General features: G+C 62.0%; 15 protein-coding genes. 3 read left to right on the forward strand and 12 right to left on the reverse strand.

The window, feature by feature from the left end; translation table 11 throughout:
• Positions 1-46: 46 nt before the first annotated feature.
• The 6 genes from IEX85_RS06595 to IEX85_RS06620 form a co-directional block, all read right to left on the reverse strand.
• Positions 47-1360: an OprD family outer membrane porin gene (locus IEX85_RS06595; RefSeq protein WP_188859688.1), complete on the reverse strand. Its 1314-nt coding sequence runs from the start codon at positions 1358-1360 to the stop codon at positions 47-49.
• Positions 1361-1599: 239 nt separating this feature from the next.
• A complete protein-coding gene (locus IEX85_RS06600) occupies positions 1600-3153 on the reverse strand; it encodes an amidase (RefSeq protein WP_188859690.1) in 1554 nt (517 codons plus the stop codon).
• Positions 3154-3292: 139 nt separating this feature from the next.
• Positions 3293-5731 (reverse strand): efflux RND transporter permease subunit, encoded by a 2439-nt coding sequence (locus IEX85_RS06605; protein ID WP_188859692.1) that lies wholly within the window; start codon positions 5729-5731, stop codon positions 3293-3295.
• Complete coding sequence (locus IEX85_RS06610; RefSeq protein WP_188859693.1) at positions 5731-6729, reverse strand: WD40/YVTN/BNR-like repeat-containing protein; 999 nt, start codon at positions 6727-6729, stop codon at positions 5731-5733. The genes IEX85_RS06605 and IEX85_RS06610 overlap by 1 nt, the downstream gene beginning before the upstream one ends.
• Positions 6730-6845: 116 nt before the next feature.
• Positions 6846-8219: a DUF1329 domain-containing protein gene (locus IEX85_RS06615; RefSeq protein WP_188859695.1), complete on the reverse strand. Its 1374-nt coding sequence runs from the start codon at positions 8217-8219 to the stop codon at positions 6846-6848.
• Positions 8220-8247: 28 nt separating this feature from the next.
• A complete protein-coding gene (locus IEX85_RS06620; RefSeq protein WP_188859696.1) occupies positions 8248-9831 on the reverse strand; it encodes a DUF1302 domain-containing protein in 1584 nt (527 codons plus the stop codon).
• Between the two features lie 371 nt (positions 9832-10202).
• Between IEX85_RS06620 and IEX85_RS06625 the strand changes: the two genes are divergently transcribed.
• The 3 genes from IEX85_RS06625 (at position 10203) to IEX85_RS06635 (ending at position 13982) form a co-directional block, all read left to right on the forward strand.
• On the forward strand, positions 10203-11384 hold the full coding sequence (locus tag IEX85_RS06625) for an MFS transporter (RefSeq protein ID WP_188859698.1): 1182 nt from the start codon (positions 10203-10205) through the stop codon (positions 11382-11384).
• Positions 11385-11636: 252 nt separating this feature from the next.
• Complete coding sequence (locus IEX85_RS06630; RefSeq protein ID WP_188859700.1) at positions 11637-12854, forward strand: serine hydrolase domain-containing protein; 1218 nt, start codon at positions 11637-11639, stop codon at positions 12852-12854.
• A gap of 87 nt (positions 12855-12941) precedes the next feature.
• Positions 12942-13982 carry an AraC family transcriptional regulator gene (locus tag IEX85_RS06635; RefSeq protein ID WP_188859701.1) on the forward strand — a complete coding sequence of 347 codons (1041 nt, stop codon included), beginning with the start codon at positions 12942-12944 and terminating at the stop codon, positions 13980-13982.
• Positions 13983-13996: 14 nt separating this feature from the next.
• Here the strand turns inward: IEX85_RS06635 and IEX85_RS06640 are convergent, their stop codons facing one another.
• From IEX85_RS06640 to IEX85_RS06665, 6 genes are all read right to left on the reverse strand, one after another.
• Complete coding sequence (locus IEX85_RS06640; RefSeq protein WP_229721815.1) at positions 13997-14992, reverse strand: HupE/UreJ family protein; 996 nt, start codon at positions 14990-14992, stop codon at positions 13997-13999.
• On the reverse strand, positions 14989-15861 hold the full coding sequence (locus IEX85_RS06645; protein ID WP_188859703.1) for a peptidylprolyl isomerase: 873 nt from the start codon (positions 15859-15861) through the stop codon (positions 14989-14991). Before IEX85_RS06645 ends, IEX85_RS06640 begins: the two co-directional genes overlap by 4 nt.
• The gene (locus IEX85_RS06650; RefSeq protein WP_188859705.1) at positions 15858-17753 is read right to left on the reverse strand and encodes a DUF3604 domain-containing protein; all 1896 of its coding nucleotides are present in this window, start codon (positions 17751-17753) and stop codon (positions 15858-15860) included. The genes IEX85_RS06645 and IEX85_RS06650 overlap by 4 nt, the downstream gene beginning before the upstream one ends.
• 203 nt (positions 17754-17956) lie before the next feature.
• Complete coding sequence (locus tag IEX85_RS06655; RefSeq protein WP_229721816.1) at positions 17957-19258, reverse strand: amidohydrolase; 1302 nt, start codon at positions 19256-19258, stop codon at positions 17957-17959.
• A gap of 36 nt (positions 19259-19294) precedes the next feature.
• Positions 19295-19981, reverse strand: a complete 687-nt coding sequence (locus IEX85_RS06660) for a sodium:solute symporter family transporter (protein WP_229721817.1) — start codon at positions 19979-19981, stop codon at positions 19295-19297.
• A gap of 48 nt (positions 19982-20029) precedes the next feature.
• Positions 20030-21241, reverse strand: a complete 1212-nt coding sequence (locus tag IEX85_RS06665) for an MFS transporter (RefSeq protein WP_188859709.1) — start codon at positions 21239-21241, stop codon at positions 20030-20032.
• Positions 21242-21582: the final 341 nt, after the last annotated feature.

Raw genomic sequence — 21582 nt, forward strand, 5'->3', positions numbered from 1 at the left:
GGTGAAGGGGGAACCGGGGCGGGCGTGGTGCTGGCGGACCGGGCGATCAGAACGCCTTGGAATACACCAGGTAGAAGCGGTTGGCGTTCTTGCGCTCGAGCTGGGTCGGGCCGATAACATCAACCGTCCGGTCGACGCCGTCGACCTCGCCGGTGCCTCGGTTGACCATCGAGTACCAGATCAGCGACAGACCCTTGAGCTGGTTCTGGAAACCGTAGCGCAGCAAGCTGGAATACTCGTCGCGGCTGAAGTTGTCGTAACCGCGGGCATCGCTGGAGTGCATGACCTTGAGATCCCAGTTCAGTCCCGGTACGCCGTACTGACCAAAGTCGACGCCGAGCGACGCCGTCCAGACCTGTTCGTCCTCCAGGCCAAAGCGGGTCCAGCTGTTGCCGCTGGTTTCCCAGGTGCCGTGATCGCTGGTGAACAGCACGCGGTTGAAGTCGCCGTCACGCGTCACCAGGTAGTTGAGCCCCAGGGTGATGCCGTCGAAACCGTAGCGGATACCGGCGTCGTAGAACTGGACATCGAGGTCGCCCGCCGGCGCGTAACCGCCGAGACCACCGCTTTCGAACAGGTCGCCGGCATCGCGCTGGTCGCCCCATATCAGGCTGAAGCCCAGGCGGTTGCCGCCGTCGAGCGTCAGATCATAGGCGCCCTTGGCATAGCGCTCCTTGAGGTAGTCCTTCGCTTCGAGTTCGGTCAGGTCCAGCTGCAGGCCACCGGTCTTGTAGCGTGCCCCGTAGTAGCGTACCGCGTCGATCTTCTCGCCGGTGAAGGTTTTGAGGCTTTCCCCCCAGGTATTCTCGTTACGCGGGCTGTGCTTGTCGAACTCGGAGTAGTAGAACCGCAACCCGCGGACATTGAGGTCGAGGTCGTAACCCACCGTGGTCGACGGCAGGATACGGGAGTTGGAGTCGTTGTAGAGCAGCTCGGAGCGACGCTTCTTGCCAGCGCCGGCATTGAAGCTCAGGTCGTCATCGCCGAAGCGGGTGCTCAGGTACGCGGTCTGGGTGGAGGCGATACCGTTCGGATCGCTCACATCATCGCGGTTGGCCGGCAGGTTGGTGACGTTTTCGACATCGGAGGCGATGTACAGGGGACCGGCCAGCGCAAAGCCGTAGTCGAGCTTGAGCCAGTCGGCCATGTAGCCGGTGCTGTAGTCGACGATGGCGGCATGCACCCACTCGTCGCGCGCCGGTCCGTGGTAGCGACCGGTGCTGTCATCCCGGGATTCGTTCCAGTAATAGTTCTTGTAAGTCAGGCGCAACTGGTCGCCGTCGATCAAGGTGGATGCGGTTGCAAAAGGCGCGAGCGGCAGCATGCCACCCAGCGCAAGACCGAGCAGAGTTTTTTTCATTATGTTGTTCCAGCGGAGTTTTAACATCTAGAGCGACGAGCACAGGCGCCCGTCGCGATGACCGGCCCTACCGGGGGACATTCCCGGCTGTAGAAGCTCCGCCCCGTCGTGAATAACCTCAGTGCCAATATCGTTCGCCGCGTGGCGTGACTCCTGCAGGGAGATATTCCCGGCCGTAGGAGCGACGCCCCGTCGCGAATAACCTCGGTGCCAATATCATTCGCCGCGGGGCGCGGCTCCTACACGAGGGTCGGTTTTTTCGCGGTCAGCCCCGACGCCTGTTCGTAGGCATGGGCGATCTGCAGCACCTTGAGGTCCTGCTTCGCCGGGCCGATCAACTGAATGCCCATGGGGCGGCCCTTGGCGTCGAAGCCGACCGGCACGTTGGCCACCGGGCAGCCGGACAGGGTGCCGGGGATCACGACTTCCATCCAGCGGTGGTAGGTGTCCATGGACTTGCCGGCGACCTCCTTCGGCCAGTGGGTTTCGGCGTCGAACGGGAATACCTGCGCCGACGGCAGTGCCACCACGTCGTAGGTTTCGAACAGCTTGTTCAGCGCCAGATACCAGCGGGTCCGCGCCTTGGATGCCGCATAGACGTCCGCGCCCGAGAGCGCAAGACCGCCCTCGATCTCCCACAGCGCCTCCGGCTTCATCAGTGCCCGGTTCTCTTCCTTGGCGTAGAGCCCGCTGGCGATACCGGCGATAAGGAAGTGACGCAGCGTCAGCCAGGTCTGCCAGAGCTCGTCCATCGGGTACTGCATATCCACGGCCTCGACGCTGCAACCGATATCGTCGAAGCGGCCGAACGCCGATTCGCACAGCGACAGCACACCGTCTTCCATCGGCAGGTAGCCGTTGAAATCCCCGAGCCAGGCGACCTTCATGCCGCGGGTATTGATATCGAGGGAGCCCGCGAACTGCGCAGGATCCGACTCCAGCGACATCGGCACCCGCGCATCGAAGCCGGCCATGGTCGACAGCAGCTGAGCGGTATCCCGTACATTGCGCCCCATCGGACCTTCGTAGCCGAGCTGCTGGTACCACACCTCGCTGGTCGGCCCGAAGGGTACCCGCCCCTGGGTCGGGCGGAAACCGATCACGTTGTTGTAGGCCGCGGGATTGCGCAGCGAGCCCATCATGTCGCTGCCATCGGCCACCGGCACCATCGACGCCGCCAGCGCCACCGCGGCGCCGCCGCTGCTGCCGCCGGCACACAGCTTCGAGTCCCAGGCGTTGCGGGTAACGCCGAAGACGGTGTTATAGGACTGGGAACCCAACCCGAACTCGGGGGTGTTGGTCTTGCCGATGATGATGGCGCCGGCGCTGCGCAGGCGCTCGACGAAGATGGCATCGTGCTCGGGCACCCAGTTCTTGAGGATCGGAGAGCCCATGGTGGTGGCGATGCCGCGGGTGGCCGCCAGATCCTTCACCGCGTGCGGAAAGCCGTGCATCCAGCCGCGATACAGGCCCTTGTTGAGCTCGGCGTCGGCCTGCTTCGCTTCGGCCAGCAGCTCCTCGCGCGGACGCAGCGAGACGATGGCGTTGTAGGTCGGATTGTACTTCTCGATCTGATCGAGGTAGCTCTGCATTACCTCGACGCAGCTGACTTTGCCGGCCTTGATCGCCGCCGACAGCTCCAGCGCGGACAGGCCGAGCAGCTGTTCGGGCGAATTGACGGACCCGGCCTTGGCGGCCCAGGCGGGCAGCGCGGATGCGGCCATTGTCAGGGCGCCGAGTCCGGCACTGGTACGAAGAAAATTGCGACGCTGTGGATCGATTATTGTTGTCATTGCCTCTGCCTCGAATGGTCATGAACCTGACAACATCATGACACCCGGGCGCCGCAACACCAGCAAAGCCGGTTCCACTGTGTGGAACCGGATTCGCTTGAAAGCTCAGAGGATAACGGCCGGCGCAGGTGCGCCGACTTCAGGCACAGCGATTCAGCGACTGGCCAGGCTGCGTTTTCGGCAGTATGCGCTCAACCGCCGGCCCTGGCATGACAGGCTCAAGCGACGGCTCACGGGTGCTTCCGCCGACCCTGAACAGGTGCACCAGTGCCGGCAGCAGTACCAGCGCACCCACCATGTTCCAGAGGAACATGAAGATCAGCAGCACGCCCATGTCGGCCTGGAAGCGAATCGGCGAAATGATCCAGGTGGCCACACCGACCGCCAGCGTCACGCCGGTAAAGGATACGGCCCTGCCGGTGGACCGCAGCGTCTTGCGATAGGCCAGGCGCAGCGGCTGCCCCTCGGCCAGGTGAATACGCAGCTGCTCGTAGATGTAGATGCCGTAGTCGACGCCGATACCGACACCCAGCGCAATCACCGGCAACGTTGCCACCTTGACGCCAATACCGAGCAGCGTCATCAGCGCCTGGCAGAGCACCGACGTCAGCGCCAGTGGCAGCAGAATGCAGGCAACCGCCTTCAGCGAACGGAACATCAGCAGACACATCAGCGCGACCACGGCATAGATGTAGGCCAGGGTCTCGTACTGCGCCTTGGCGATCACTTCATTGGTGGCCGCCTCGAAGGCCGCGTTTCCGGACCCCAGGACAATTTCGATGTCGGCATCGTTGTGCTCAAGGGCGAAGTCCCGCACCACTGCGACGACGCCCTGCAGTGTTTCCTGCCGGTGGTCCGCCAGCTCCAGCCGGATAGCCTGGTAGCGGCAGCTCTCGGCGACGAAGTCCAGCGTGACGCTACTACCGCCGACACGCTCGATCGAGCGCGTCAGCACCCGCTCGTCGCGCGGAATGGCGTGTAGTTTGGGATTGCCCTCGTTGCCGATATACCGGCTGAACTTGGCTGTTTCGGCGGCGGAATCGACGGACTGCACGCCCGGCGTGTTGCGCAGTTGCCAGCCCAGCCGATCGACGATATCGATGGTCTTGTAGGTGTCGCACTGGCCCTGCGGCACCCGGGCGAACACCGTCATCAGGTCGGTGCTGGTGCTGTAGTGGTCGGTGATGTAATTGCTGTCCAGGTTGTAGCGCGAGTCGGCTCTGAGCTCCGGGGCTCCCCGGTCCAGGTCGCCGATACGCAGATCCTGACCGATGTAGAAGCCGCCCGCCGCCAGCACCAGGGCTCCGGCCAGCACCAGCTTCGCCGGACGCGGCTCGGCGAAGTGCGCGACAGCGTCCCAGAGCCGGTTGTCAGCCTGCTGCTTGACCAGCGATCGACTGATGCCGACCGGTCCGACGCCGATATAGGACATCAGCAGCGGCAGCAGGATCAGGTTGGTGAAGATCACCAGCGCCACGCCGATACTGGCAACCATCGCCAGGTCCTTGATAGCGCCGATGTCGATCACGAACAGCATGGCAAAACCGATGCCGTCGCTGATCAGCGCCAGCAGACCCGGGCGGTACAGGCGATGAAAGCTGATGCGGGCGGCATCGAGGCTGCTGGCGCCGGCCGCCGCCTCGCGGGCAATGCTGTTGATCATCTGCACGCCGTGGCTGACGGCGATGGCGAACACCAGGAACGGCACCAGCACCGAAAAGACGCCGAGGTTCGCGCCGATCAGATTCAACGCGCCCAGCTGCCAGATCACGGCCACGACCGAGCATAGCAGCGGCACCAGGGTGGCACGCACGCAGCGGGCATAAAAATACAGCAGCGCCGCGGTAATGAGGAATGCGACCAGGAAGAACAGCGCGATCTGGGTGAAGCCGTCGACGAGGTCGGCAACCTTCTTGATGTCGCCGATCACCTGGATTTGCAGGTCGTCGTTCTCGAAGCGCTTGCGGATATCGTCGATCCGATGCGACAGCAGGTTGTAGTCGGTCGCCTGCCCGGTAGCGGCGTTGACCGGCAACACCCGGAAGTCGATCAGCGATGAGTGGCCGTCAATGGATACGTAGCTGCCAACAAGCTCCGCGCGCAGCACATTGTTGCGGATGGCCTCGAGCGACTTCGGGCTGCCGTCGAAGGCATCGCTGCTGATGATGGGCCCGCTTTCGAAGCCTTCCGGCGTGATGGCGAACCACAGCATGCCCGGCGCCCACAGCGAATTGAGACTGCCGGTATCGACCCCGGGCAACAGCGACAGCTCGTCGCTGATCTTCTGCAGCTGCAGCAGGTAGTCGTAATCGTAAATACTGCCCGCCCTGCGGCTTACCGCGACCCGCACCACGGTGCTGCCGCCGGCCGATATCTCGCCCAGGGTGTCCCGGGCATTCTCGACGAACGCGTGGCTGCCGGGGATCAACCGTTCCAGCCGGGTGTCGGGTTCAATAAAGCTGGCCCGCCAGGCCAGAAACAGAGTGGCCAGCAGGCTGAGCACAAGGATCGGCGCCCGTAGCCGGAACAGGGCGTTTTCCAGCCGGGAAAACGTCACCGCTTGATGGCTTTTTATCATTATTTCGCACCTCTGAGAGCAAAGGGATGCAGGCCGCCGAAGCCGACCAGCAAGGCACTGTCGGAATCCAACTGCAGCAACGCACTGAGTGACTCGCCGCCTTCGGTGTACAGCTGCCGGGCCTGCTTCAGATCGGGCGAGAGTTGCACCAGGACACCACCGGCGCCCGCCGCCAGAACGCCGCCATCGTCCAGCCAGGTCACGCCTGCCAGCCCCAGTTCGGTACCGGATTCGACGCCTGTCCAGCTTTCGCCGCTGTCGCCTGAGACGTAGATGACGCCGCCGACGCCCACCAGCACGATACGATCGAGACCATCGGCACCACGCCGCGCCGCTATGGCATGGAAAGTGCCGTAATGGCCTGTTTCGACTGCCTCGAAGTGCTCGCCACCGTCGACGGACCGAAAGATCAGCCCCTTTTCGGAGGCGATATAGACACGATCCCGCTCGGTACCGGTGGCCGCCATCGCCATCAGGTGCCACTCGTCGAGGTTATCGACATGCTCCGACCAGTCGCTCCAGGTTTCGCCGCCGTCCAGGGTATGCAGCATCTTGTTGTAGACGCCAACGACGAACCCTTCGTGCGCATTGCGGAACAGCACATCCAGGTAAGGCCCTTTCTGGTCGTCGTCGCGACCGTCGTGCTGGTGCTGCCAGCTTTGCCCGCCGTCATCGGTACGCAGGATCAGGCCGTCCTCGCCTGTGGCCCAGCCGGTCTTATCGTCGACGAAGATCAGGGCATTGAGCTGCGTGCGCGACGGCACCTCGGCCTGGATCCAGCTGGCGCCGCTGTCCTCGGACAGCAGCACGTGCCCCCGCTCCCCGACGGTTACCAGACGATTGCCGGCACGGGCGACATCCAGCAGCAGCGATCGCTTCGACGCCTCCGTGTGGATCGACGGCAGTTCGATGGCATCCCGGTAGTCGGCCTGGACGAGCGGCGTTACGCTCAGGCACGCGGCGGCCAGCAGCAGCGCGGTGAATCTGTTGCGTTTCATGTTTGATTGCCATTCAACTGGAGAGGCATCCGGGCATTCGAGGCCCCGGATGCGGTGATATTCGGGTGAAGGCTACCGGAGAGCGGAGAACCGCTACCCCGGAGCCTTTGCCTGCGTCAGCGGCCGCGGCGACGCATTGCCGCAGAGCTGTAGTATGACGATTCGGGCGGCTGACCGTCGAAGACCTGAGCGACCTTCTGCCCCTGTACCCCCATCAGCGAGTAATAGGCGCCGACCTTGAGATCATAGTGAACCCAGATGCCACCGGCGGTGACCGGTACCTCCGGCGCGGTGACCGGATAGTGGTAGGCGACACGCCACAGGTTGCCGTTGTTGTCGTACTTGTCGGTGGCCAGGATGGTCCAGGTGTCCTCGTCGACATAGAAAACGCGCTTGGAATAGATATGACGCGCATCCGGCTTGAGGCTTGCCTCCACCACCCAGACACGGTGCAGCTCGTAACGGGTCAGGTCCGAGTTGATCACCGGCAGCTGATAGGTTTCCTCGATGGAATGGGTCGTCTTGTTGAGCTCGTTGTTGTTGTACGGCACGTACATCTCACGCTTGCCGAGCAGTTTGAAGTCGTAGCGCTCGAGCGAGCCGTTGAACATGTCGTAGTCGTCGATGGTGTTGACCGGGCGGTCCGGGGTATCGAAGGCGAAGTTCGGCGCACGACGCACGCGGCGCTCACCGGGATCGTAGGTCCAGGCCTGGCGCGGATTGACGGTCGGGTTCAGGCCCTCGAGCAGCAGGATACCCTCGCCTGAATCGCGCGACGGTGACAGCATGGTGCTGGAATACTTCCACATCATGCCCTGCTCCCGATCCGCGGCCGAGACATTGGGGTCGTAGTAGGTGAAGTGAACCTGGTTGGAGAAGGTCCACTCCAGCCGCTGCCCGTTGTTGTACAGGGTATTCTCGACCGCACTCGGCACCTCGCGGTAGGTGCCGACGAAACGCGTCTGATGGTTGCGGATCACTTCCTTGCCGTTCTGCGGAATCGGGAAGGGCACCGCGCCCCATACGTTTTCCAGCGCATCGCCGTCCGCGGCGAATTTTGCCTGGGTGGCCTGCTGGCGGATATTCTCGTACACGTACTCGGGCCAGGCGGCGGTACGGTGGGTCGGGTAGACCGGGATACGGAATTCCGGGTACTGCTTGAGCATGGCCTTCATGCCTTCGGTGAGCCTGTCGGCGTGCTCGGCCATGTTGTCCGCGGTAATGACCACAGTGGGCTTTTCACCGGCGAAGAAGTCGGGCCGGTCCTCCCCGCGCTGCCAGCCGTCCGGTACCTGGGTAAGACCACCGGTCCACTCCGGAATGGAGCCATCGGCGTTACCGGCACGCTCGGCCCCCACTGGGGTCAGATCCGCGCCCAGGCGCGCCGCCTCTTCTTCGGTGATGGCCGCCTGTGCCGTTTGTGCCAGTGTGGCGGCGAGCGTCATCGAAAGTACGGTCGCGACCGTACGGAGTCCGTTATTCTTTTTCATCTTCTACCTACCTTTCGCGCGGGGCGAATCAGAATTTGTAGTTGACCGACAGGTTCACGACGTCCTGCGTTTCGTAATGGGAGTTGTCCTGACTGACCCATGAATATCCGGCACTGGCCTCGAGGTCGGTACCGATCGCCGCTGTTGCCGTCAGGGCGCCCAGCGTGCGGTCTTCGGCGAAGTTGCCCCAGAAGTGCGAGTTGCCCTTGATGTCGTGCTGCAGATAGAGATCGAGCGAGAGATCGGTGCCCGGATAGACACCCTGCCAGGTGCCGGTCCACTCGAAGGCAACGCCATAGGCAAGATCGTCGACGCTCTCGCTGCCCTTGGTGATCGAGCTGTTCGGCGCCAGATTGGAGAGATCGCCGCCGACGTAGTCCGCACCGACCTGTAACAGCACGACCTGGGAATCGAGGCCCAGGACCGACGGACCACCGAGCCAGATCCCGTGTGCCGATGCACTGACGGTGTCGTGCTCTTCGGCGTTGGTCATGGCGGCGTTGGTGAAGGCGTCCGCTGAACCAAGCGACTGGAACAGCGGCCGGTTCGGACGATAGGCGATCTCGCCGTTGACGGACCAGCTGCCCAGCGTCGTCGCCAGGCTGGCGCCGAACATGTCGATATCTTCGGGCCAGAATTGCGCCAGGCCGAATGCGGAGTTACCCGCCGTGTTGGCGGTCACGAACGGGAAGGTTTCGTGGTAACGCGAGTAGTAGAGGCCCAGCTCCGTGTTGCCCAAGGTGGTGCGTGCCGACAACCCCCACTGGCCGCTGTCGTCCGGTTCCTGATCGGGGTCCCTCAGCGCAATGCCCAGCAGCGGATCGGTCTCGTCACCACCACGGAAAAAGGCGTCGTCACCGTAGAAGGTGCCCTTGGGCGGAAATTCCGTGCGCCGCCAGTTGGTCTGGACATAGGCCTCCAGCGAGGAGGCATCGCCGATACCGAGCTGACCGTAGAGCGACTCGACGCCGATATAGGCCTCCTTGAGTTCGGCTCCCGGCGTCACCAGCTTGTTGATATTCAGGGGTACCTGGGTCGCGACACCGTCGAGAAAGAACAGGCCCTCGCCCCAGTTGATCACCTGCTTGCCGGCACGCAGCTCCAGCGGGCTGGATCCGATGTCGAAACTGCCATAGACATAGGCATCCAGCACCTCGAGATTGTTGCCGGCATAGTCCTCGGCCGCATCGGACCAGGGTGCGGCATCGCCGTTGAAGTCGACGCTGTCGCCATCCATGATCTCGGTGTCGTACTGATAGCTCACCGAGCCGACGAAACCGTAGTTGCGCCATTGCAGCCCCGCTTCGGCAATCACCTTGAATACATTGGAAATACGGTCGCCCGCATCCGGCACCCGCGCGTCGGACAGGTAGTTGGGCGTGGCGTAGCTGCCGAGCAGGTTGTTGGCAGGATCGAGCGCGGACTTGTCCGCATCGGTTGCGCGAAAGGAGGTCGCATAACCAAGGGTAAAATCAAGATTCCCGGTTAACTCGGAATCGTCACCGAAATTCAATTCGACAGCCTGAACCGGCGCCTGATGAAACAAACCGACTGCGGCCGCCAATACGGCCAGATTGATTTTATTGCGGTTAAAAGGAATCGAATATTTCATTTTGTATTGCCTTGCTATTGGGTCTCATATGGAGCGTTATGAGAAATGTTATTTTTTATGGGAAGTAGGCAAACTCAAAATCACTATATCCGAGTCATAAAAGTATTCCGTAGATTCCTGGTGGCCAGCCTAAGGGTTAATTTCGGCCACCACATGGCTAGCAGAGCAAGGAACGAATACTTCTCAGCCGATGGCAAAGGACACAGGTGCCGGCCCGCTGTCCGAAATAAACCCCTTTAAAGGCCCGATCGAACATAACCGGGCCTTTTGCCTTTGTGCCAATAATGAATCCATGCAATCCCACAGTGGGTTGCGGCGCCGCAAGCCCTGTATAAGAATCACAAAAGGCCCGAAGGGCCAGGAGTCCGGTCATGCAAAACACACTGGAGATGAACGTCGCAATCGACGCCAAACAGCTGGAGAATCCTCCTCTGAGTACAACGAGCCTTTGGCGTGCCATCGTCTTCGGCACGGTTGCCATGCTCGTCTTTCTGCTGATGCCAGCCTATGTCGGCGCCCTGGCCACCCTGGGCTTCGATGACAGCCAGCTCGGCAACCTGGCGTCAATGGACCTGGCCGGCATCACCGTTGCCTGCGTTCTGGCGCTGGGCTGGATCAAGCGGGTCGACTGGCGTCTGGCCGGCATGCTCGCGATGGCGAGTCTGGTGGCGGTCAACCTGCTATGCGCCGGTATCTCGGACTACCAGACGCTGATGGGACTGCGCTTCATAGCCGGCCTGGCCGGTGGCAGCGGCATCGTGCTGGCCTACACGATCATTGCAGGCAGCAGCGCGCCGGACCGGTACACGGGACTTTTCGTCACCATCCAGGTACTGGCTCAAAGCCTGGGTTTCGTTGTCGCGCCCTCTCTGATGGAAAATTTCGGCGTCGACAGCTTCTACTATCTGTTCGCGGCACTGGCACTGGCGGCGCTTCCCCTGCTCAAGGCCTTTCCGAAACGCGGCCAGGACAGCCGGAACGCGTCAGCAGGCGGTGAAAGTCAGCGCTCATCACGCCTGGCACTGATGCTGGTACTGCTGTCGATGACCCTGTTCTTTACCGGCCAGGGCGCTATCTGGGCCTTCGGCGAGCGCATCGGGATGGCCGGTGGTCTCGACGCCCAGGCTGTTGCGAATACCCTGGCCCTCACCGCCTTCGCATCGCTGTTCGGCGCCGCACTGTCCGCCTGGATGGACGTGCGATATGGCCGTTTCTGGCCGATTCTGACCGCTATCCTGGTGCAGCTGGTGGCCCTCGCCCTGTTCACAGGCGAAATGAACGCCGTTTACTTTGCCACCCTGTTCTCGATCTTCGCCTTCAGCTGGAACTTCGGCATCGCCTTCCAGGTCGGCGTCGTCGCCAGCATGGATCATGGCGGACGTTTTACCGCTTTGATTCCGGCTTTTCAGGGCGCCGGCCTGGCAATAGGCCCATCGCTTGCCGGCATATTTCTCAACGGCGGCGGATATTTTTCGATTAACCTTGTTTCCGGCGTAGCACTTGTCGCCTACCTGCTGTTTATTCTGCCCTTCGCGATACACAAGAAAAACTGATATCAGCAGACCTTACAACGTAATTGATATATCCAATTACCAGACGAATAGAAAGTTGCAACAGTGATTTTTCACTTTTGAGCGAAGGAAAATAAAAACGCCACAAAACAAGGCACGCACATCCATTCATGCACCATTTTGCAGCGAAATATAAAAAGAAATAAATACATTTACGCCATTAACAATCCACGACCCGTGATTTTAAGTTTGGCGCTTTACAATTTTTACGATGGTATTCACATGGTCAAGACAGTGACAAACGCACCGGTCAACGGTGTTATCGACGAATCCCTGGGAATCTGCAACGCCAACTGGGACCACCCTTCGCACCTGGCCTACAGTCAGCTTCACATGGACCGGATGATGCCAACGGTCCATCTGGAACCCGGTACGCAAAGCATTCCACTGCAGCGTGCCGCCCGTCCGCTGGCGCTCGACAAGATCGCATTCACGGATCCCCTGGGTGGCCGGGCGATTAGTACAGAGCAGTTCCTTGACCGCCGCCTGTACAACGACGCCCTGCTGGTATTCCATCGCGGCGAAGTCGTCCACGAGTCCTACCGCAATGGCATGAGCGCCGACGACCATCACGTACAGCACTCGACGACCAAGTCGCTGGTCGCGATGCTGGTCGGCATCGCCATGGACGAGGGAGTCATGTCCGCCGAGGCTCCCATCGCGAACTACATCCCCGAGCTTGGCGACTATCCGGAATGGGCCGAAGTGCGCCTGCAGCATGTGCTGGACATGGCGCTCGACAGCCCCTACGCCGAGCACTACGACGACCCCGACTGCGGCTATTTCGACTATGCCCGCGCCGTCGGTTACTACCCGGCGGCAGAAGGCCGTACGCCCGCGGGCGCCCGCGCCTGGCTGACCAGCCTGCGGATGCGTCCGCGTGGCACTCCGGGCAGCCGGTTCAATTACACCTCGCCGCTGACCAATGCGCTGATGATCGCCGTTGGCGAAGCCTACGGCGAGTCCGTGCTGTCGCTGCTGGAGTCGCGAATCTACCAGCGCATCGGCGCGGTTTCGCCGGGCTGGTTCAACACCGATCATCTGGGCGTACCGATCGCGGAAGGTCAGTTCAGCCTGCGACTCGAGGACTTTGCCCGCTGGGCGTCGCTGATGATCAACAACGGACGCAACCTGGCCGGCGATCAGGTGGTGCCGCCAGGCTTCGTGGAGGATACCCTGGCGCCACGGGAGTCATCCCGCCAGGCGTTCGCCCGCAGCGAATACGGCGAGGTTCTGCCCGGCGCCCAGTACCGCAACCAGTTCTGGGTCACCCATCCGGAGGCCCGGCAGTGCGCCATGCTCGGTATCCATGGGCAGTTCGCCTGGTTCGATCTGAACCGTGAACTGATGATCTGCGGCTACGGGTCCTATCCGGTACAGGTCGACCCGCTGATGACGGATTGTCTGCAACAGCTGTGGCTGAATGTCGCCTCGGCCTGCGACAGGCGCTGACGGCCACCGAGATGGCCGCTATTGAGCGAACTACTTCGAGGCAGTACACTTCGTCGATCCTGCCTCGAAGTATTATAATCAACGGCAATGCAGCCTCAAAAAAGAAGCGTCGAACACGCCAGCCTGCCGACCCAGGTCGTATCGATTATCGCCGACGTGCTCAAGGAGCACGGCATCAGCGACAACCTGTTACTCGAAGGCACCACGCTGATGCCGTCGGCCCTGCGCCACCAGACCACCTATGTACGCTACGAGCAGCTGCTGCGCATCCTGGAAAACGCGCTGAACCTTTACCCCAAGCCGGGTCTGGGCCTCGAGGTTGGCCGTCGCGAACATGTCGCCAGCTGGGGGCTGCTGGGATTCGCGGTCATGACCGTCGCGGACCTGCGCGCCGTCCTGGAGATCGGCAACCGCTACTATCTCTCGGGACCCGCCCTCTATGATCTTCATTCCTATATCGAGGGCAATGACAGCATCATACAGGTCGTGACGCCACGCCCGATCGGGCGACTGCTGCCCGTCGTCGTCGAGGAACTTTTCGCCACTGTTTGCACCGTATTTCCGGAGCTCATCGGCGAACCCTTCCGCGTAAAGGAACTGCAGGTCACTTACGACCGCCCCGCTTACAGCCATCTCTACGACGAATTTTTCCAGTGTCCTGTCCGGTACAACGCCCCCGCGAACCACCTGGTCTTCGACAGTGCCTACCTGGACAAGCCACTGGTCAATGCCAACCCGGTGAGTGCGCTCCTCAGCCAGCAGCTCTGTGAGCAGGCATTGCAAAATCATGCCCACGAGGCGGACCTCTGTCACACCATCAAACTGATCCTGCTGCGCAAGCCCGACCGCTTTCCCAATATGGAAGCCGTTGCCGATGAGCTTCAGATGAGCCCGCGCACACTGAGGCGAAGACTCTCGGCGGAAGAAACCAGTTACCAGACACTGGTGGACGAAGTACGCCGTGATCTTGCGATCGGCTACCTGCGGGATACCCGCCTGTCGCTGGCGGAGGTCGCCGAGCGCATCGGCTTCACCGAATATGGCAATTTCCGCAAGGCGTTCCGGCGCTGGACCGGCCACGCCCCCAGCCACTACCGCAACGATGATACGGTTGAGGACAGGGGATAAGCCGGTCGTTTGGGTCAGAAGGCCGCAAGACGTTCGAGCAGCCAGAACATCGACACCGCACCGATTGAATAGGGCGCCAGCCGCCAGCCCCAGCCGGTGGCGGGCAGCGGCAGGCGACGAAGCCCCGCCATAAACGACAGTACCACGGCGATAAACGCGAGCTGGCCGAGCTCGACCCCGAGATTGAAGAACAGCAGCGCCAGCGGGATGGCCTGCTGCGGCAGACCGAGATCGGCGAGCGCGCCGGCAAAACCCAGCCCGTGCAGCAGACCGAAGGCGAAGGCTACCAGCCAGGGCGCACGCGCGGTCAGGCCCGGCGCCCCACCCTGCCGCCCGCGAACGATCTCCGCCGCGACAAAGGCAATGCTCAGCGCGATGCAGGCCTCGACCGGCGGGCCCGGTACCTGCAGCAGGCCCAGCGTCGCCGCTACCAGGGTAAGACTGTGCGACAGGGTGAACGCCGTGATGGTGCCCAGCAGGCGCTTCCAGCCCGTGACCAGCAGCACCAGCGTCAACACGAACAGCAGATGGTCGACGCCCAGCAGAATGTGCTCGACGCCGAGCCCGAGATAGCTGCTGGCCACGCCCCAAGCGGATGGTGTCGAGGCCACGACGAACCCGGGGTTATCGGGCAACAGGCGTTCGGTCTGGGTTGCGCCACCCTCGCCGATCACCCGTACCAGGACATCGATACGCGTCGCGGGAAGACCCGCAATACCGACCCGCTGCCCGGCAAGCCCGCCTTCCCGTCTTACCCGCCAGCTCTCGATATAGGCCCCGCCATCGAGCACCGCGGCAGGCTCGGAAACCGCCTCGGTGCCGTCGGGAAACCGGACATAGATCCCCAGGCGCAGGTCATCGCCCCGGGCCGGGACCTTCCAGAGCACATCGTAGGTATCGCCTGCGACCTGTCGCAGTTCGAGATACGCCGGCCGCACCTCGTGGGCCGACGTCACACCCGCCAACAGCAGGCCGCCGAGCAGGACCAGCCAGCAGTAGAGTTTTCTCACTGTTGTTCCCCGTTACGACTGATTTCGATCGCCGGGGCGGCCTGCGGCCAGTCGACCCGGACGTCGTACTTCGACAGCAGCCCGTCCAGCAGGTCGGCATTGGCTCTGCTGCGCCGCTCGGCCATCAGGCTGCGCTCCACCTCGTCCCGGACCTCGGCGAGCTGCGGCAGACTGGCTGCCTGCTTGCGCTCGAGGAATACCAGATGCACGCCGTACCCGGAGGCGACCGGCCCCGACCAGCTCCCCTCCTGCAAGGAGCCCAGCTGCGAGGCAAACGCCTTGCCGAAGGTGTTGGCGACGTCGGTCCGGGAGGCGTCTGCAAAAGCTGCCGGCAGCATCAGGCCGTCGCCAAGCCCAGCGGGATCGGCGCCATCGCGCAACTGGCGGCGCAGGTCGGCGGTGACCTCGGCCAGCGCTGCGCCCTGTTTCCCCGGATCGAGAAACACCTGGCGAAAGCTGAACCGCGGCTCGCGCGCGAATTTCTCCGGATGCGCAGACAGATAGGCGGCCAGCTCGTCATCATCCGGTCGGCTGACGGCGACCAGGCCCTCGGCGACAAACTCCATCTTCTGCTGTAAACGACGCCGGATCACGGTGTCGTTCTGGTCGAGACCGAGCTTGACCGCCTCGCGGCTGAGAATCTCCTCCTTGACGTACTGGTCGACCAGGCCCTTGAGCTCCTGTTCCGACGGCGCTCGCTGCCAGAGTTTGGTGAAGTTCGCGGCCAGACTTTCCACCTGGCCGGCACTGACAACGACAGCGTCGTTTTCGCTTTTCGCATCCTCTCCGCTGAGCACGCCATAGAACCCGAAGATCAGGGTGCCGAGCAGAAGAAAGTGCAGCAGAGGTTCCTGTAACAGTCGTCTCATGGCGTGTACCAGATCGGGGATGTGTAGGCGCGTTCCTGGATCGATACCGGCACCTCGGGCCCGACCGTAATGCCGAAACGCGCGGCGTCATAGGTGGTCCAGCGCGGCGTCGGGATTTCCAGCACGCGGGCGTAGTAGAAAGCGCGCAGTGAGGGATCGAAGTCCGGATCGGTCCAGACGGTAATCAGCTCCGGATCGCCGATGGTATTGGTCCAGGTGGCGTTTGCCGCATCGACGGTGTTGCCGACCGGCGCCAGCTTGCCGTCGTCGCCGATGCTGCGGGAATCGGCATCGCCCCAGACGACATCGTAGATCTTCTCGTGGGTGTCGCCCTTGTCATCGACCCATCCCTTGATTATCTGGATACGATCGAGGTTGCCATACATGGGATCCTTGCGGGCACCGACCAGGAAACTCGGCGCCTTGCCTTCAGGCGCGCGCTGCAGGTCGCCACCCATCGGCACGCCCTTGGCGTAGCCGATATTGGCGGGCTCGCGTGACAGCGCATCATCCGCGGTGAAGTCGAAGCCGCCGAAGAAGCGCACCGTGATCAGCGGACCGGTGGTGCCGTAGGTTTCCTTGCGTGCCATGGCATCCCAGAGCGCCTCGCGGGTGTTTTCCGTGGCCCAGACACCGGTGCGGCCCGACGCGCCCATTTCCCAGTCCTTGACCACCCGGCCTTCGAAAGAGAGCGCATCGTCGTTCCAGCGCTCGCCTTTGGGCTCGGAGGTACCGTACTTGCCGAAGAAGTTGTTTTCCTCGTCGGCGGTGAGCCCGGTGTGCATGTCGGTGCCGCCGGCAATACCGAACTTGAACGGGTTGGTGCCGAGCTTTTCCTCCAGCATCAGTCCGTTCTTCAGCGCCTCGCGGGCGTACTCGGTGGCGATCATACCCTCTTTCTTCGGCAGCAGGTTGAGATTGCCCTTGTCCCAGATCTCGAAGCCGGCGAACTCGTCGTTGGGCGACAGCGTCGGATGCTGCTCGCCGGTGCCCTTGGGCTGGGTGATCTCGTAAAGCGGTTCCCATTTGGCGCGGGCGTCGGCCCAGGCCTTGGTGAGCTCCTTGCCCTCGAAGGTCTTGAGCGAGAACATGCGGCCGTTGGACAGGTTGCCGTTGTGTGGAATGGCCAGCATGCGGCCGCCGGTCTTCTCCTCGTAGGCCGCCATCCACTCCCAGAGTTTTTCCGGGTTGTTGCTGTCGAAGGTGGTCATCGGTGTCGCCTGGTCGGCCCGGCTCTTGTCGTCCCGGTAAATGACGTTGCGATGCAGGTTGTCGCCGCCGCCCGGGTTCGAGCTCCACTCGTAGGCGATAAAGGCGGTGAACTTGCCGGGGTCGTTGTACCTGTCGACGATGGCCGTGTGGCGCTCCCATACCGTCTGCAGGAATTCCGGATCGGTCATCGCCTTGGGCAGGGTGCCGTTGGACTGCATCGAGATCATCTCGGACATCACCGCGGTGGCCGCCGCCCCACCCTGCTGCATTTTCTCGTGCCATTCCTTGATCTTGGGATCCTTGAGCAGCTCCGGGTCGCCGGAGATGATGCCACTGACGACGCCGAGGGCGTCGGAGTGGTCGGTGATGCTGAGCCAGTCGAGCGCGCGACCGAGCTTGACCGGCTGCCCGCTGTTGGACGTCACCTGCTCGCCACGGGCAAAGCGCAGCGCCTCCTCGGGCCCCAGAGTGGTGCCGGACGCGGCCGCATCGCCCGACCAGGCGGTATGCAGATGCTCGTCGCCCCAGTATACCTGGGTCGGGAAGCCGCGGTTGGCGTAAGGCGAATAGGGGCGCCCTTCGGGAAACTGCGCTGGCTTAACCGGCGACTGGGCGAATGTCGTGGTCACGACAGCGGCGCTACAGCATGCCACCGCAAGTGCAACGGGGGTGAGCTTCATGGATCAATTCCTTCTGTCTGGGTTTCCGGCCGATCACGGCTCCGGGACATCTTGGCTGGGTAAGCATAGCTCAGACATGCCGATCGCGGCGTCAGTCGACGCGGCCAAGCGGCGCCATGAAACGGGCCCACCGGCAATAGGCACAACGGGCATATTACGCCATCCCTGGCAGTCAGCCCGCCCTCGCGGGCATCACACCTCGATCAGCTGCCGAGATACGCCAGGGTCGCGGACACCATGGCGCCGATTCCGGCGCGCAACGTCGAATCATGGCCCGGGTTGTAGTACGGCGAATGCGGCATCTCCAGATGCCCCATCTTGGCCGCCACATTCTGTCCCGGTGTGTCGTGCCAGCGCTCCGGCGTCACGGCGCCGAGGAACCAGTAGACGTAGGGGATATCGTCGCCGCCGAAGCCGCCGGCCGCGGCGTTGCCGAAGTACGGGAAATCCTCGCTGCCGTTCAGACGCGGCATCTCGAACAGGCCATCATCGCCGAAGTAGTCGGCATGCGCGCGCCGCACCCGGTCTACGCTGTCCGGGTCGTTGACCAGCGCGATGGTCTCGGTCAGCACCTCGAACTCGGGCGGCTTCGGCGAGCGGCCGGCGTCGCATTCGGCACGGATAATGCGCCGGATCGACTCCAGTACCCGGCCATGCAGTTCGTTGTCGAAGCTGCGCACGTTGATCTCGAGTTCCGCGCTGTGCGGAATGATATTGCCCTGGGTGCCGGCGTGGAGCTTGCCGACGGTGACGACCACAGTCTGATCGGGCGGCACCTCGCGCGAAACGATTGTCTGCAGCCGCGTGACCACGTGCGCCGCGATCACCACCGGATCGACGGTATTGGCGGGCATCGAGCCGTGGCCGCCGGCGCCGTGGATGGTGACGCCGAGCGTGGTGGCCGCGGACATTGCCTGCCCGGCGATATGGCCGACGGTGCCGGCCAGGGCCGGCATATTGTGCTGGCCGAAGATGATATCGGGCCGCGCAAAGCGCCGATAGAGGCCGTCGTCGAGCATCGCCTGGGCGCCGCCGAAGATCTCCTCGGCGGGCTGGCATACCACCATCAGCGTGCCCTGCCAGCGGTCCCTGAGACCGGCCAGTACCGCTGCGGCACCGACCAGGCAATTGCTGTGCAGATCATGGCCGCAGGCGTGCATCACCGGCACACGCTCGCCATGCTCTGTTTCGGCTGTTGCGCAGCTGGCGTAGTCGAGGCCGGTCTGCTCCCTGATCGGCAGCGCGTCCATATCGCCGCGCAGCATCAGCGTCGGCCCCTCTCCGTTGCGCAGCAGCGCCACCACACCGGTACGGCCGACCTCGCGCGTCACCTCGAAACCGTGCGCCTCCAGCGCCCCGGCCAGTTTGCGGCTGGTATTGAATTCCTGGAATGGCAATTCCGGATGCTGATGAATATCCCGATACAGTTCCTGGATACCGGCGTATACCTTATCGATCCCGCCGTCGATACGTTCTCTCAAATGGGTCACTGCGCTGTCACTCACGTTGAAAACTCCTGATTCAGTCATCATCCTGCCGCCTCAGGCGGCGGCCTCGCGGGATACCGGCTTTTTTGCCACGGCCACCTGGAACAGCGCGACCACCGCCACATTCGCCAGCAGGCCCCAGACACCGGCGTGCCAGCCGAACGGCGAGTCGACCAGGAACTGGAACAGCAGGAACAGCAGACTGCCCACCGCCGCACCGGCAAACACGCTGTGGCGCCTGAGCTTGCGGAAGAACAGCGCGCCCAGCGCCATCGGCATCAGCTGCACGATCAGGCCGTAGGCACCCAACAGCAGCATCACCAGCGACGACGGGTTGAACAGCGCAATCAGATAGGCCATCAGGGACACGCCGACCACACTCCAGCGTGTCACTCTCACCGCGGTCTCATCGCTGCAGTTGCGCATGAAGGTGGCGCCGAAGACGTCGCGCACCAGCACAACACCCGCGGTATGGGCCAGGTTGGCACCGGTCGACATTGCCGCCGCCAGCGCACCGGAGAGCATCAGGCCAATGATCCAGGGCGAGAAATCGGCGATCTCGATGACCAGCTTCAGCAGTACGGTGTCGGCACGCTCCAGCGGTGTGTCGGCAAACACCAGGATGCAGGCAACGTAGCCTTCGAGGCCCGAGGCGCTTTGCGAGCGGGCCCGCAAGCCCAGCCAAAGCACCGCGACCAGGTAGACCAGCGTTATACCGGTGACGATAAACGAATCATTCATAGCGGTCACCATGCCGCATTTGGCGGCAAAGCTCTGAAACAACAGTAACTACTCACCATGCATTCGTGGGTGCCGGAAGAAGCAAAACGCAGAGATCATACCGACGGTTATAACACCGTAGCAAAAGAGGGAAACGGCCATTTGCATGCCCCAGTAGTCGGCTATCCACCCAACTCCCAGGATGGGTATCATGCTGCCGAAGTAGCCAACGACAAGATAGGTTGCAAATAACCCCGAGTGATTGTGTGGCTCAGCGATGCGATTCACCATATTCATACCTGCCAGCAGGCTCATCCCGTGACCGATGGCTGTCGCCAGGATACCTAATGCGAGCAGCAGCACAGAGCCAAGCTGGAGATTAACCAACAGAAGAGCGCTGCATAGAGCGAAAGCGGTCAACCCGACAAAGCCACTCCATCGAGTCGGCAGATGCACGAAAAGTAGTTGTACACCCGCCGACATCAGCAATATCACTGCAATCGCGGCCCCGCTGATGAAGGGCCCCTGCCAGTCGATCATCTTTTCCAGAAACAGTGGCGCCATCGACGCATATAAGCCAAACACGCCGAACGCGAGGAACGAACTAATAACCGTCAATAAAAACGCCACCGAGTCAGACGACTGAGGCCAGGTCAGTTTTGGCAACCACTGCTTCCAGTCGCCAGCCCGTGGCTGAGATGAGTCTGTGATGACCTTGGCATCATCGGGAATGGCGATGCGACGCAGTGCATATATTCCCAGACTACCCAATACGATGGTTGGCGCATAGGCCATGACAAGCGGACGGGTTACCCATTGACCAATTACTCCCCCCACCAAGGGGCCAACGCCAAAACCGAGCGCGATCAGCACGGTGGTAATCATGGAAGCCTTGCGTGTGTGGTGTCTGGACAACAGGAGCCTCAAGCCGATAGACGCGCCTGTCGTCATGAGACTGGATGCCACACCGACGATCAGGCGGGCCGCGTTCAGGCTGGTTGTGTTCCAGGCCAACATAGACAGGAGCGTGCCCACAAGGATAAGACTCAATGAAAGCTGCATGACTTTTTGAAAGCCAATTCGGTCGGATAATTGACCCAGGAAAAGCAGGCCAAACAGCGCCCCTGCCATATAAACCACATAGATAACCGATACGTCGCTGGCTTGAAGCTGCCAGGCTTCCTTGTAGAGCCCATAAAGCGGGCTGATCAGCGCGGTGCTCATAACGCCAACACACATCGCGAAGCATACCCATGGAAAGGGTGACCATTTTGCATTCATCTATCTGGACCAGGTGGATAACAGCCATGTCACTGATTTAAGCGAACTGGCCTTGATTGGATACTGTGTAGAGTTTTTCTAAATCCGATACATGCGCCCGCGGGCTCGGCGTAAGGCATGCTTCTGGAAAATAAGGCAACTTGGATTTCATTGTCTAAAGAAGCATTCCGAGATGGACTGACGAATCAGAACTCCTCATATTTAAGTGATTTTCTTTCAGGGCATTAGGGCCTTCCGCTTTCGATGCGACTCGACGCCAGCAAAACGCGGGCGTCGAGTTAGACTTGGTTGCTTTTTAAACGATGCGTCGCCCAGCCACTCCACTGCTGGGTGGCACTGAG

Source organism: Marinobacterium nitratireducens (assembly GCF_014645375.1).
In the GTDB taxonomy this organism is placed as follows: Bacteria; Pseudomonadota; Gammaproteobacteria; order Pseudomonadales; family Balneatricaceae; genus Marinobacterium_A; species Marinobacterium_A nitratireducens.

Coding starts and splice junctions, on each gene's coding strand:
- IEX85_RS06595 (WP_188859688.1), bottom strand. CDS start 1,360: ATGAAAAAAACTCTGCTCGGTCTTGCGCTGGGTGGCATGCTGCCGCTC.
- IEX85_RS06600 (WP_188859690.1), bottom strand. CDS start 3,153: ATGACAACAATAATCGATCCACAGCGTCGCAATTTTCTTCGTACCAGT.
- IEX85_RS06605 (WP_188859692.1), bottom strand. CDS start 5,731: ATGATAAAAAGCCATCAAGCGGTGACGTTTTCCCGGCTGGAAAACGCC.
- IEX85_RS06610 (WP_188859693.1), bottom strand. CDS start 6,729: ATGAAACGCAACAGATTCACCGCGCTGCTGCTGGCCGCCGCGTGCCTG.
- IEX85_RS06615 (WP_188859695.1), bottom strand. CDS start 8,219: ATGAAAAAGAATAACGGACTCCGTACGGTCGCGACCGTACTTTCGATG.
- IEX85_RS06620 (WP_188859696.1), bottom strand. CDS start 9,831: ATGAAATATTCGATTCCTTTTAACCGCAATAAAATCAATCTGGCCGTA.
- IEX85_RS06625 (WP_188859698.1), top strand. CDS start 10,203: ATGCAAAACACACTGGAGATGAACGTCGCAATCGACGCCAAACAGCTG.
- IEX85_RS06635 (WP_188859701.1), top strand. CDS start 12,942: ATGCAGCCTCAAAAAAGAAGCGTCGAACACGCCAGCCTGCCGACCCAG.
- IEX85_RS06645 (WP_188859703.1), bottom strand. CDS start 15,861: ATGAGACGACTGTTACAGGAACCTCTGCTGCACTTTCTTCTGCTCGGC.
- IEX85_RS06650 (WP_188859705.1), bottom strand. CDS start 17,753: ATGAAGCTCACCCCCGTTGCACTTGCGGTGGCATGCTGTAGCGCCGCT.
- IEX85_RS06660 (WP_229721817.1), bottom strand. CDS start 19,981: ATGAATGATTCGTTTATCGTCACCGGTATAACGCTGGTCTACCTGGTC.
- IEX85_RS06665 (WP_188859709.1), bottom strand. CDS start 21,241: ATGAATGCAAAATGGTCACCCTTTCCATGGGTATGCTTCGCGATGTGT.